Here is a 13,250-nt window from a genome sequence, read left to right on the forward strand (position 1 = left end):
GACTCCCTCCGGTTACACCTTATTCGCCGCCATCGCTCCCGATGACAGAAGACGGTTGCCAACGATAATACAGAACCTGGTACAGGGATTCGAACGCCTCCCTGGCATCTTCCTCATCGACGGGCACCGGCTGATAGGTAAACAGGGCAGTCTCTTCAGACGCCTCCGCAGAGGTTTGCTGATCCGGGCCAGCCGGCTGCGATACCTCGCTCTCGAGCGCCTCTTGCGGGTTCGGCCCAGACGACGCCACCTGGTCCTCTGCTGTGCGGGCGGTAACCGGAGGTTCTGCCGGAACGTCGGCCTCCATTGGAACGAAGCGCGGATCCAGGGCGATGTACTCCCGCAGCTGGTCCAGCTCACCGGAGAAAGCCACCCGCAGGGTCAGTTGCTCGTCCCGTACCCGATGGGCACCAACGCTAACCACGGGGGTCAGTCCTTCCAGCACCTTATTGGCGCCGGCATAGTCTTCAAGCGACGTAACGCCACGCAGCACAATGTCCACCTGGGGCGAATCGCCCACTTCCGACGCAGCAACCGCGTATCGGCTGGCGTATAACTCCGCCCAGCGGTTTATCGTCGCCTCCGCCAGCGCTTCCGGGGTATCGGCGGTTACCGACTCTTCCCCGGCATTCATGGCCATACCATCGAAGACCCAGCCGGCACGCCATTGCCCGCCAGCACGGCTGACCCGCACCAAAGCGAGCACATCATGGTCCAGATTCCCGGATGCAGACTTCACCCGACCAATAAACTGCCCCCAGATATCCGAGAGCAATTCGCGGTCAGAGCTGAAATCTGACGGGGGCAGCGCCACGGGCAAGCCACGCTTTCTGGCCGCCTCATCGAACGCAGCCCTCCAGGCTCCTGCGTCTTCCTGACCAGAGCCGGCCCCGGGCCGTGTTACGAGTGTTCTCGAGCCACGATCCTCGGCAGCAATCCAGGCCAGCGTGAGCGGTCTGTTGGCACCCCACACCGGCGCATCAATTGCAGCCAGCGCGCGATTCACGCCAACCGCTCCGAAGGACATGCTCAGAACACTCTGGCCGGACTCGCCACGGGCAACCTGATAGGAAAGAAGTAACGACTCGGCATCGGACAGCAGGGCTTCAACGCCCTCCATCGCCAGTACGTCTCGGGTACCGGAAACCCTTACCAGTACCTGGCTCAGCCCGTCTGCATATCCCTGGGCGAGTTGACCCGACGAGGACCCTTCCACTGGCACCTTTGCCGAATAGAGACCGGAAACCGTCACGGCACTCGCCTGGGCGGAAAACCCAGACAGCAGAACGGTGAACAACGCAACTACCCACGTCCCGGATAAAGACCTGTGTGCCGGCTTTTGCCCTGATACTGACATGAAACACCCTGCAATTCGCATGAATGGCGCATAGGATACACCATGCCCCAGGGTGTGAGTAGCGGCCCCGGATTTCGGAAAAGCAATATACATTTGGAGCGCCACACCGCACCTGTTAAAATCCGCCGCCTGACCCACTGGCCAACGGTTAAGTACACCATGAGCGAACAGAAGCCCTCCCTGACCTACCGCGATGCTGGCGTAGATATTGATGCCGGCAATGAACTCGTCAGCCGAATCAAGGACACCGCCGCGCGCACCCGCCGCCCCGAGGTTCTTGGCGGTCTCGGCGGCTTCGGCGCCATGGTCTCCATCCCCGCCGGATATAACGAACCGGTTCTGGTTTCCGGCACCGACGGAGTGGGCACAAAGCTCAGACTGGCCATGCAACTGGACAAGCACGACAGCATCGGCATCGACCTGGTCGCCATGTGCGTGAACGATCTGGTTGTCGGCGGCGCTGAACCGCTTTTCTTCCTCGACTACTACGCGACCGGCAAGCTGAACGTAGACGTTGCCACTCAGGTGGTTGCCGGAATCGGCGAGGGCTGCGAGCAGGCTGGCTGTGCGCTGGTCGGCGGTGAAACCGCTGAAATGCCGGGCATGTACGAAGGCGACGACTACGATCTGGCTGGCTTCTGCGTAGGCGTTGCCGAACGCAGCGAGATTATTGACGGCGGCCGCGTCCAGGCCGGAGACGTGCTGATTGCCCTGGGCTCTTCCGGCCCTCACTCCAACGGCTACTCCCTGATCCGGAAAATTCTGGAAGTCAGCAACGCTGACCTCGAGCAGCCAATGGGCGATACCACCCTGGCCAACGCCTTGATGGCACCGACTCGAATCTACGTAAAGAATCTTCTGCAGCTGATTCGCGAAGTCGACGTTCGTGCCCTCTCCCACATCACTGGTGGTGGCCTGCCGGAAAATATTCCCAGGGTGCTGCCGAACGGCACCATCGCTGCCATCGATACGAACAGCTGGTCATTGCCCCCGGTATTCCAGTGGCTCAAGGACAACGGCGGCGTTGCCAGTGAAGAGATGTACCGCACCTTTAACTGTGGTATCGGCATGATTGTCTGCGTGCCTGCCAACCAGAAGGAGCTGGCCCTGGATACCCTGAAAGCACTGGGCGAACATGCCTGGCAGGTAGGCCTGATCGAACGTGCCGATGACGAACAGGCAGATGCCTGCGTTCGCTATGCACCGGGGCTGCTGTCGGCATGAAGGCAGATCAGACCCCGTTACCGAAAATCCTGGTGCTCGCCTCCGGAAGCGGCACCAACCTTCAGGCACTGATTGACGCCAGCCGGGGGCGGGATTTTCCCGGGCAGATAATTGCCGTTGGCTGCAACCAGCCCGGCGCGTTTGCCCTTGAGCGCGCGGCCCAGGCCAATATCGAGACCTTTGTGGTAAACCACAAGAATTTCGAATCCCGGGATGAGTTTGATGCCTCCCTGATGGCGGAAATCCTCCGATACAATCCGGATCTGATTGTCCTGGCAGGCTTCATGCGCATTCTGACCACGGATTTTGTTCGGGCATTCCGGGGTAAGATGCTGAACATTCACCCGTCCCTGTTGCCGAAGTACACCGGGCTGAATACTCACCGTCGTGCACTGGAAGCGGGCGATACCGTACATGGCGTTTCCATCCACTTCGTTACCGAAGAGCTGGATGGCGGCCCCGTGATTGCCCAGGCAGAAGTGGCGATTGTTTCCGATGACACGCCAGAAAGCCTCGCGGAGAAGGTACAGGCCAAGGAACACATCCTCTACCCCATTGTTGTGCGCTGGTTCTGTGAGGGCCGGATTCAACTGGGTAGCGATTATGTGTTGTTCGACGGCGAACCCTTGAACGCTCCGATGCGCCTGCCGGACAACTGAGGCATCGCCTGAACGAATTGTCATCCCCGCATCCTGCCCGAGCAGCTACACTGTCGCCATTGATGACGGTAATTGTTCGGGTTTAACAAGATGCTTTCACGACGTCTCATCAGATTTGGTTGCGCCGCACTGCTGGCCTGTCTCGGCATTCTCGCCGGACCGGTCACGCTGCATGCCGAGACCGAAGCGGACCTCACCCCCTTCGAGGCCAGCTATACCGCAGCCATGGAGAAGGGTCTCTCCCTCAATGGCACCGCAAAACGCACACTCTCCTCCCAGGGCAACGATGTCTGGCTGTACCGCACGGATGTCGACTCGTTCATTGTCAGCATCGATGAATCGCTGGTATTCCGCTGGGAGGACGGGCACGTCATACCCATGCGATACCGATACCGCTTATCCGGTTTCCTGATCAGCGACCGCAAGAACTCTATCGACTTCGACTGGTCCGCAGGCGTCGCAACCGGGGAATACAAGGGAAAGCCCTTCGAACTGGCGCTGGAAGAAGGCCTGCTGGATCCGCTGGGCTACCAGCTTCAGCTGCACCAGGACATCAAGAATGGCAAGCGGGAAATGACCTATCGGGTGCTCGACGGTAACTCTATCGACACCGATCGCTTCGCGGTGATCAATGGCGAGAATATGAGCACCGGCAACAAACAGAGCGCCACCCTGAAGGCGGAGAAGGTTCGCGAGGATTCCAAGCGCCAGACGCTGATGTGGTTCTCGCCGGAGCAGAATTTCCTGCTAGTCCGCCTCAGGCAGGTTGAGCCGGACGGCAGCACCTACGAATTGAAACTCAAGGAAGCAGAGTTCGAGCGCTAGACCTCACGCCCGGCCTCGCGCCACACGGCCTTGACCTCATCGGCAATGATCCGGAGGCCCTCGGCAACCCGGTCGTCGTCCTGGGAGTAGGTCACGCGCAGACACTCATGCCGGTGCCTCCAGCCATCTTCCGGTAATCCGGGAAAGAAATAGTGTCCGGAAACGACCAGAACCCCTCGGCTCTTCAACCGCTGATACAGCTCAAGGCTGGAGATCGGCAGATCCGGGAACCAGAGCCACAGGAACATGGCGCCCTCGGGCTTGTGCACATACCAGCGGCAGCTGTCCTCTCCCATGGCCTCCCGGAACGCGGATACCGCCCGTTCCATCTTCGCCTTGTAGAACGGGCAAACCACATCTCTGCTCAGGGACAATATTTCGCCGGAACGAACCAGAGGCTCGGCCAGCATGGCGCCAAAACTGCCCGTGGCCAGGTTCATAATGGCATTAATGCCTGACAACGCCTTGATCACCGGCTCGGCGGCAATCACGATTCCGGTCCGCGCTGCCGGCAAACCAAGCTTCGAGAGGCTCAGGCAGAGGATGATCTGGTCGTTCCAGGTGGGTGTTGCATCAACGAACAGCAAGCTCGGAAATGGTGTGCCATACGCGCCATCGACGATCAGTGGTATGTCGTGTTGGCGGGCGAGCTCTTCAAGCCGGGCAAGCTCTTCGTCAGTAACGACGTTACCGGTCGGATTGGTGGGACGTGACACACAGATAGCGCCGGTCTCACCGGTAACCTCTACGGCATCAAAATCCACCCGGTATTTGAACTCGTGGGCGTCGGTGAACGAGATGTCCGGCTGCACCGCATGGAACAGGCCCGGTTCAATGCCAGCGTCAGCGTAGCCGATGTACTCGGGCGCAAGCGGCAAAAGAATATGCTTGCGGTTACCGTCGCCGTAGTCTCCGCCAAACATGTTGAACAACATGAAGAAGGCCGCCTGGCTGCCGTTGGTCAGGGCGATATTCTCAGGTTTCAGGCCCCAGCCATATTCGCGGTTGAGCAGCTCGGCGAGCGAGGCGATAAACTGCTTTTCCCCCTGAGGCGGATCGTAGATGCCGACCAGACGGCGAACATCGCCCTCGTTACGACTCATATCCGCGAGAATTTCCTGTACTCTCTGCTGGATCTCGGGAATATGCCCGGGATTTCCCCCGCCCATCATGATCATGTCGTCGCCGGATGCCATGGCGTTACCCAGGTCATCCATGAGGGACGTGATACCGGCATCGGCGGTGAACTTGCGACCAAAAGCAGAGAGTTTCATGGGATAAAATCCATCTGACCTATTCTGAATACAACGGGTAATACCGAAAGTGTAGCTTGCTCGCTCCCCAACGTTTATTCGGTGAGCGAAATGCCAAGGTTACTGACGCCCTCGTTGGCTGCATCCTCCCGGAGACGGGCCACGAACTGATCGGTTGGCGTGCGTTGGCGCTTCAGCTCCAGGATCAGGTCCCGCTGGAAGGTTTTGTCTTCTTTCATCAACGGGTGATGATCAAGCAGACGGACGAGCTCGTCTTCCTCGAGGTCTTCCCCTTCGGACAGCTCAATAAAGTTCATCACGGTTCCGGTCGCCATCTGTGACGCATCGGTAGCGCGGTGTTTGGAGGGGTTCAGGCGGTTCAGCAGCGCCTGCTCCAGTAGCTGACAGAAGTCGAAGGCCGGGTAAACACCGTAGGCGTCGTAGGCGTCCACGTCCGGCGACAGGGTTTCCAGTTTGGCGAGCAACTGCGGGATCGCCGATTCGGAGACGTCTTTTTGGAGCAAGTCCCAGCCAAGATCGAGAAGCTGGCGCATTTTGGCACCGGTCTTCAGGCCCATGGCATCGGCAAACAGGGCGTAGTTCGGGAATGAGCGCTCAGCCAGAGCGAGCAGGAAGGCGCATTCGCGCCATCCCTGCAGTTGTGAAACGGCTTTCAGGAACTGGTTGGCGTTCATGTCCTGGGCAGGGTCACGCCGGTCTGGCCAAGATATTTGCCACCCCGGTCTTTGTAGCTGGTTTCACAGATCTCGTCGGATTCAAAGAAGAGCATCTGGGCGACGCCTTCGTTGGCGTAGATCTTCGCCGGCAGGTTGGTGGTGTTGGAAAATTCCAGCGTAACCTGGCCTTCCCATTCTGGTTCCAGCGGGGTGACGTTGACGATGATGCCGCAACGCGCATAGGTGGACTTGCCCAGGCAGATGGTCAGGACGCTTCGTGGAATGCGGAAGTATTCAACGGTGCGGGCCAGTGCAAAGGAGTTCGGCGGGATGATGCAGACGTCGCCGGTGTAGTTGACGAAGCTGTTTTCGTCGAAGTTCTTCGGGTCCACGGTGGCGGAGTGGACGTTGGTGAAGATTTTGAATTCGTTGCTGCAGCGTACGTCGTAGCCGTAGCTGGAGGTGCCGTAGGAGATCACGCGGCCTTTTTCGGTTTCACGAACCTGTCCGCTTTCGAACGGTTCGATCATGCCGTGTTGTTCGGACATCCGGCGAATCCACTTGTCGGATTTGATGCTCATTGGCGAAGTCTCGTATCCACTGGGAAAATTGGGGCGTAGTTTACCTTTTCCCTTGGGGTCTGTCGAAGGCTGTCGAGTCTTTACTTCTGGGGGCTGCAGCTGGGTGCTCGGACCTCAGAATTGGCGGGCTGCGCTCATAGGAGCAGCCTTCCAAAAACCGCTACGAGCACATCCATGTGCGCTTGGCGAAGGCCATCCATGGCCTTCGACATTTTTGGAAGGCTGCCCCTAAGACCGCGAACTAACATCGGAGTGAAACGCCGCAAACCTTGAGACGTTGTCAGTGCTCCGTCACTGAAACGCTTGAGATCGAACCGGAAAGGTTCCGCTCCCGAGTGGACAGTTCAGCCCCTACCCTTCTCGCGATATCCCGGTAACGACGGGCCACTTCGGAATCCGGTTCGGCGATCACCGAGGGGGTGCCGCCATCGGTTTGTTCGCGGATGGTCATGTGCAGGGGCAGCTGGCCGAGGAGCGTTGTGTCGTATTCCTGGGCAATGCGTTCGCCGCCGCCGTGGCCGAAGAGAGGCTCTTCGTGGCCGCAGTTGCTGCAGATGTGGACGCTCATGTTTTCGACAACGCCCAACACGGGGATGTCGACTTTGCGGAACATTTCGATGCCTTTCTTGCCGTCCAGCAAAGCGATGTCCTGGGGTGTGGTGACGATGACCGCGCCGGTTACCGGGACTTTCTGGGCCAGGGTGAGCTGGATGTCGCCGGTGCCGGGGGGCATGTCGACGATGAGGTAGTCGAGTTCATTCCAGAGGGTCTGCTGGAGCAATTGCATCACGGCGCCACTGACCATGGGGCCGCGCCAGACCATGGGGGTTTTCTCGGTAACGACAAAAGCCATGGAGTTGGCCTGGAGGCCGTGGGCATCCATGGGGACGAAGTATTTGTTTTCGCGGGTGTCCGGGCGTTTGCCTTCGGGCACGCCGAGCATCATGCCGATGCTGGGGCCGTAGATGTCGGCGTCGAGGATGCCAACCCGTGCGCCTTCGGCCTGGAGTGCCAAAGCCAGGTTGACGGCGGTGGTGGATTTACCGACGCCACCCTTGCCCGACGCGACAGCGATGATGTTTTTCACGCCGGGTACTGAGGGCAGGTCTTTCTGGACTTTGTAGGAGTGGATTTTCTGGCCCACGTGGACGTCTACCTTCTCGACACCGTCGACGTCTTCCAGAGCATTACCGACAAGCTGCTTGAGGGCACCTGCAATGCCTTTCGAGGGGTATGGCAGCTCGACCATGAGGGTGACGTTTCCGCGCTCGTCGGCGTTCAGGGATTTTACGGCACCCAGTTGGTAGAGGTCCTTGTTGAGGTAAGGATCACGGTACTCGCGAACCGCTGATTGCAGGGCCTGCTCAGAAATCTGTGTCATCGGGTTCTCCGGAATAAGCTCATGCTCGATTTTAAGCACGGAAACAGGTGATTCGGGTGAAAATTATCTGCTCGGAAGGTATCATCTGTGCCCGTTTCTGACCATATGGGATCTTTACCTGGGGCAATCAATCCAGACAGCCGCCAGTCCCCGTTTTGTCTTTCCAACCCGTGTCAACATAAGGTTCGGACATCACCATGACGCAAGCGAGCAAGCAACAGCGCGATATTCTGGTTACCAGCGCCCTGCCGTACGCCAACGGCCCTATCCATCTCGGGCACCTGCTGGAATACATTCAGACCGATATCTGGGTACGCTACCAGAAGATGCGGGGCCAGAATTGTTTCTACGTTTGCGCCGACGATGCCCATGGCACCGCCATTATGCTCCGCGCCGAGCGGGAGGGTATTACGTCCGAGCAGCTGATCGACCGGATCCGTGAGGAGCACCAGGAAGATTTCGCCGGGTTCCACATCCGCTTTGACAACTATTACACCACGCATTCCGAAGAGAACCGCCAGTTCTCGGAGTACATCTACCGTCAGTTGCAGGAAAACGGGCACATTGCCACGCGCAAGATCACCCAGTCCTACGACCCGGAAAAGAACATGTTCCTGGCGGACCGGTTCATCAAGGGCACCTGCCCGAAGTGCAAGACCGAGGACCAGTACGGTGATAACTGCGAGGCCTGTGGCGCCACCTACACACCTGCCGAGCTGATCAACCCGCGCTCGGCGGTCTCCGGCGCCACGCCTATCGAGAAAGAGTCCGAGCACTATTTCTTCAAGCTGCCGGATTTCCATGACTTTCTCGCCAAGTGGACCCGCAGCGGCACGCTGCAGCCCCAGGTCGCCAACAAGCTGGCGGAATGGCTGGACGCAGGCCTCCAGGAATGGGACATCAGCCGTGATGCCCCCTACTTCGGTTTCGAAATTCCGGACGCTCCCGGCAAGTACTTCTACGTGTGGCTGGACGCGCCGATCGGCTACCTGGCCAGTTTCAAGAACCTGTGCAACCGTGAAGGCATCGATTTCGAGCACTTCTGGAAAGCGGATTCCGAGGCCGAGGTCTACCATTTCATCGGCAAGGACATCATCAACTTCCACGCGCTGTTCTGGCCTTCCATGCTTCACGATGCCGGCTTCCGCACGCCGACGGCCGTCTGGGCCCACGGCTTTGTAACCGTCAACGGCAAGAAGATGTCCAAGTCCCGCGGTACGTTTATCATGGCCCGCACCTACCTGGACCATCTGAACCCGGAATACCTGCGCTACTACTTTGCCGCCAAGCTGACCGGCAGCGTGGATGACATGGACTTGAACCTGGAGGACTTTTCCGCCCGGGTTAATTCGGACCTGGTGGGCAAGGTGGTGAACATCGCCAGCCGCAGTGCCGGCTTCATCACCAAGCGTTTCGACGGTCAGCTTGGTCAGGTCACCGAACATGCCAAACTGAAGGAATTCATCGAAGCCGGCCAGGAAATCGAGGAATTCTATGAGGCCCGCGAATTCGGCCGCGCGATGCGCCGGATCATGGAACTCGCCGACATTGCCAACCAGTACGTCAATGACGAGCAGCCCTGGGTGATCGCCAAGCAGGAAGGCCAGGATGAAAATCTGCAGGCTATCTGCACCAACGCCATCAACATGTTCCACCTGCTGATGACCTACCTGGCACCGGTACTACCGGAAACCGCCAAGGCCTCCGAGGCGTTCCTGAATGCGCCGCTGGACTGGAACAAACGCGCAGAACGCCTCGAGAACCATGGCATCAACAAGTTCAAGCCGTTGATGAACCGTGTCGACATGGCCCAGATCGAGAAAATGCTGGATGCCTCCAAGGAAGAGTTGCCTGCAGCGACCGGCAAACCGGCACCTGCTTCCAATCTTGAGCCCATCGCGGATGAAATAGAATTTGGCGATTTCGCGAAAGTGGATCTTCGCGTCGTTAAAATTGTCAAAGCCGAGCACGTGGAAGGTGCCGACAAACTTCTTCGCCTTACCCTTGACGTGGGGCACGGCGACCGCAACGTGTTTGCTGGTATCAAGTCTGCTTACAGGCCGGAAGATCTCGAGGGGCGCCTGACTGTCATGGTGGCCAACCTCAAACCGCGGAAAATGAAGTTCGGGATGTCCGAGGGCATGGTTCTGGCAGCAGGCCCCGGTGGCAAGGATATCTTTATCCTGTCCCCGGATTCCGGCGCCACCCCCGGCATGCGGATTATGTAAGGGCGGCCGGGCAACGCTGGCAGGGGTCCAAGGGAGCAAGGTAAATGACCGAATATCTGCTGATTCTGGTCAGCACCATTCTGGTGAACAATTTTGTACTGGTTCAGTTCCTGGGCCTGTGCCCGTTCATGGGCGTATCCGGCAAGCTGGAAACGGCCATGGGTATGTCCCTGGCTACCACGTTCGTGCTGACCCTGGCATCGGTGTGCAGCTACCTTGCCTACACTTACCTGCTTGAACCGCTGGATCTGGCGTTTCTGAGAACCATCACGTTCATTCTGGTGATTGCCGTGGTGGTCCAGTTCACCGAGATGGTGGTTCGCAAGACAAGCCCGTTGCTTTATCGGGTGCTGGGTATTTTCCTTCCGCTGATCACCACGAACTGCGCGGTGCTCGGCGTTGCCCTTCTGAACATCAACAAGAACAACAACTTTGTTGAGTCGGTTCTGTATGGATTTGGCGCAGCAGCGGGCTTTTCCATGGTTCTGGTGCTGTTCGCGGCCATGCGTGAGCGCATCGCCGTGGCCGACGTGCCAGTTGCCTTTCGCGGTGCTGCCATCGGTCTGGTTACGGCCGGGCTGATGGCTCTGGCTTTCCTGGGCTTTGGCGGCCTGGTCAGCGTTTGACCGGCTGGCAGGATTAGGAGTAACAGGTTATGTGGACAAGCGTTCTTGTTGCCGTTGTGGTTCTTCTGGCCCTTGCCGTTGTTTTCGGCGGCCTGCTCGGATTTGCCGCCGAACGATTCAAGGTGGAAGTCAACCCCCTGGTCGACCAGATCGATGCCCTTCTACCCCAGACCCAGTGCGGCCAGTGCGGCTATCCCGGCTGTCGGCCCTATGCCGAATCCATTGCCGAAGGTGGCCCCATCAACAAGTGTCCGCCAGGTGGCGAGTCCACTATCAAGGCGCTGGCAGACCTTCTGGATGTGGAGCCGGAACCATTGGATGCCGAGCATGGCGTTGAGCATGTCAAACGGTTTGCGGTGATTCGCGAAGACGAGTGTATCGGTTGCACCAAGTGCATCCAGGCCTGCCCCGTGGATGCCATTCTCGGCGCCGCCAAACACATGCACACGGTGATTGAGAGCGAATGCACCGGCTGTGATCTGTGCGTTGATCCCTGCCCGGTGGATTGCATCGACATGGTGACAGTGGAACCGGATATTCGCACCTGGACCTGGACACCGCCCAAATCCGGACTCATTGCCACCGATCGCCAGGGAGCCAGCGCCTGATGACTCAACTCTGGGATTTCTCCGGCGGCATCCATCCTCCGGAACACAAAGACATCTCAACCGCGCGTCCGATTCGCGATGCCGGCATGCCTGCCCAGTTGGTTCTGCCACTTCAGCAGCACATCGGTGATCCGGCGGAGGCCATTGTTGAGGTCGGCGAGCGGGTCTTGAAGGGCCAGAAAATTGCCGACGTTAAAACCGGCATGGGCGTTCCCGTTCATGCACCGACATCCGGAGTGATCGAGAGCATCGCCGACTTCCCTGTCCCCCATCCCTCAGGTATGGCGGACCGGTGCATCACCCTGAAACCGGATGGCGAGGACCAATGGTGCCAGCGCAGTCCAGTGGCGGATTATCGTTCTCTGGAGCGCGACGAGGTTCTGCAAATTATCCGTGATGCCGGTATTTCCGGTATGGGTGGAGCCGGCTTTCCCACCAATATCAAACTCCGGCCACCAAGGGATCGCAAGGTCAGCACGCTCATTCTGAACGGCGCAGAATGCGAGCCCTATATCACCGCTGATGACATGACCATGCGGGAAAAGGCCGACGAGGTGGTTGCCGGGCTGAAAATCATGGCGTGGATTCTGCGCCCCGAGCGTTGCGTGATCGGTATTGAGGACAACAAACCCGAAGCCATTGCCGCGCTGCGAAAAGCCACCGAAGGCACCCAGACCGAAATTGCGGTTGTTCCCACCAAGTATCCCTCAGGTGGCGAGAAACAGCTGATCCAGATACTGACCGGCATGGAAGTGCCCAGCGGCGGAATTCCCGCTGATATCGGCGTGATGTGCCAGAACATCGGAACCGCCGTTGCCGTGGCAAATGCGGTCCTGGAGGGTACGCCGCTGATTTCCCGAATCGTTACCATCACGGGGGAAGCCGTTCGGGAACCGGGCAACTTCGAAACGCTTATTGGCACACCGATTGAGCATCTGCTCGGGCAGGCTGGTGTTAACCAGGATGCGGTCAGCCGCCTGGTGCTTGGCGGCCCCATGATGGGTTACACACTCACGACCGAAGCGGTACCGGTCATCAAGACCACCAACTGCGTGATTGCGGCAACGGCAGCTGAACTGCCGGCACCACCACCGGAACAACCCTGCATCCGGTGTGGCCAGTGCGCCGAAGCCTGCCCCATGGAGCTGTTGCCGCAGCAACTTTTCTGGCACGCCAAGGCCACCGAATTTGAAAAGGCGGAGCACCTGAACCTGTTTGACTGCATAGAATGTGGCGCCTGTTCCTATGTTTGCCCGAGTTCGATTCCGCTGGTTCAGTACTATCGGTTCGCCAAGGGTGAAATCCGTGCCCAACAGGCAGAACAGTTGAAAGCCGACCGGGCCCGGGAACGCTTCGAGGCACGCCAGGAACGCCTCGAGCGCGAGCAACAGGAGAAAGAACTGAGGCGCAAGGAGCGGGCGCAGGCCGCAGCCGAAGCAGCCGCGAAAAAACAGGCAGAGGCGGAGAAAGCGGCCGCCGAAGGTCAGGCTGTTGACGAACGTGCCGCCAAGTCGGCGCTTGTGGAGCAGGCCCTGGCCCGTAAGAAAGCAAAGGCACAAGCGTCCCAGTCGCCTGCCCCCAGTGCACCGCCGACCGAAGAAAAGCCCGACATCGAGGCCCTTGAGAAGCAGCTGGAGCAGGCCAGGTCCAAGCTGGAAACCATGCAAGGCATGCTTGATGACGCCAAAGCCCAGCAGGCAGACAACGTCGAGAAGCTGGAGAGGGCCGTGGCCAAGAATCACGATCGGGTGCAAAGAGCGGAAGAGGCGCTGTCTGAGGCCAGAGAAAAGCTGGCCGCCGGTCCGACTGAATCCCAGACAACCCACTAAAC

At 58.9% G+C, this 13,250-nt stretch carries 12 protein-coding genes; 7 read left to right on the forward strand and 5 right to left on the reverse strand.

Annotated elements, in window-relative coordinates:
* Positions 1-19: 19 nt before the first annotated feature.
* Positions 20-1,297 (reverse strand): DUF2066 domain-containing protein, encoded by a 1,278-nt coding sequence (locus KYE_RS09765; RefSeq protein ID WP_008172836.1) that lies wholly within the window; start codon positions 1,295-1,297, stop codon positions 20-22.
* 219 nt (positions 1,298-1,516) lie between these two features.
* Between KYE_RS09765 and purM the strand changes: the two genes are divergently transcribed.
* From purM to KYE_RS09780, 3 genes are all read left to right on the forward strand, one after another.
* Positions 1,517-2,581 (forward strand): phosphoribosylformylglycinamidine cyclo-ligase, encoded by a 1,065-nt coding sequence (gene purM, locus KYE_RS09770; RefSeq protein ID WP_039881976.1) that lies wholly within the window; start codon positions 1,517-1,519, stop codon positions 2,579-2,581.
* Positions 2,578-3,240: a phosphoribosylglycinamide formyltransferase gene (gene purN / locus KYE_RS09775; protein ID WP_008172840.1), complete on the forward strand. Its 663-nt coding sequence runs from the start codon at positions 2,578-2,580 to the stop codon at positions 3,238-3,240. Before purM ends, purN begins: the two co-directional genes overlap by 4 nt.
* A 90-nt stretch (positions 3,241-3,330) precedes the next feature.
* Positions 3,331-4,065, forward strand: coding sequence for a DUF3108 domain-containing protein (locus KYE_RS09780; RefSeq protein WP_008172842.1), 735 nt, complete (start codon positions 3,331-3,333; stop codon positions 4,063-4,065).
* Here the strand turns inward: KYE_RS09780 and KYE_RS09785 are convergent.
* The 4 genes from KYE_RS09785 to apbC all read right to left on the reverse strand — a co-directional run bounded on the left by KYE_RS09785 (position 4,062) and on the right by apbC (position 7,957).
* Positions 4,062-5,339, reverse strand: a complete 1,278-nt coding sequence (locus KYE_RS09785; protein WP_008172844.1) for a valine--pyruvate transaminase — start codon at positions 5,337-5,339, stop codon at positions 4,062-4,064. The genes KYE_RS09780 and KYE_RS09785 overlap by 4 nt on opposite strands.
* A 74-nt stretch (positions 5,340-5,413) precedes the next feature.
* Positions 5,414-6,013, reverse strand: coding sequence for a YjaG family protein (locus KYE_RS09790; protein ID WP_008172846.1), 600 nt, complete (start codon positions 6,011-6,013; stop codon positions 5,414-5,416).
* Positions 6,010-6,576, reverse strand: coding sequence for a dCTP deaminase (gene dcd / locus KYE_RS09795; protein ID WP_008172848.1), 567 nt, complete (start codon positions 6,574-6,576; stop codon positions 6,010-6,012). Before dcd ends, KYE_RS09790 begins: the two co-directional genes overlap by 4 nt.
* A 280-nt stretch (positions 6,577-6,856) precedes the next feature.
* Positions 6,857-7,957 (reverse strand): iron-sulfur cluster carrier protein ApbC, encoded by a 1,101-nt coding sequence (apbC, locus tag KYE_RS09800; RefSeq protein ID WP_008172850.1) that lies wholly within the window; start codon positions 7,955-7,957, stop codon positions 6,857-6,859.
* Between the two features lie 197 nt (positions 7,958-8,154).
* Between apbC and metG the strand changes: the two genes are divergently transcribed.
* From metG to rsxC, 4 genes are read left to right on the forward strand one after another with little or no spacing between them, the layout of a single operon-like run.
* Positions 8,155-10,185: a methionine--tRNA ligase gene (metG, locus tag KYE_RS09805; RefSeq protein ID WP_008172853.1), complete on the forward strand. Its 2,031-nt coding sequence runs from the start codon at positions 8,155-8,157 to the stop codon at positions 10,183-10,185.
* A 44-nt stretch (positions 10,186-10,229) separates the two neighbouring features.
* Positions 10,230-10,811: an electron transport complex subunit RsxA gene (gene rsxA / locus KYE_RS09810; protein ID WP_008172856.1), complete on the forward strand. Its 582-nt coding sequence runs from the start codon at positions 10,230-10,232 to the stop codon at positions 10,809-10,811.
* A 29-nt stretch (positions 10,812-10,840) separates the two neighbouring features.
* Complete coding sequence (gene rsxB, locus KYE_RS09815) at positions 10,841-11,419, forward strand: electron transport complex subunit RsxB (RefSeq protein ID WP_008172857.1); 579 nt, start codon at positions 10,841-10,843, stop codon at positions 11,417-11,419.
* Complete coding sequence (gene rsxC / locus KYE_RS09820; protein WP_008172859.1) at positions 11,419-13,248, forward strand: electron transport complex subunit RsxC; 1,830 nt, start codon at positions 11,419-11,421, stop codon at positions 13,246-13,248. The genes rsxB and rsxC overlap by 1 nt, the downstream gene beginning before the upstream one ends.
* Positions 13,249-13,250 lie beyond the last annotated feature (2 nt).

The sequence above is a fragment of the Marinobacter manganoxydans MnI7-9 genome (assembly GCF_000235625.1).
In the GTDB taxonomy this organism is placed as follows: Bacteria; Pseudomonadota; Gammaproteobacteria; order Pseudomonadales; family Oleiphilaceae; genus Marinobacter; species Marinobacter manganoxydans.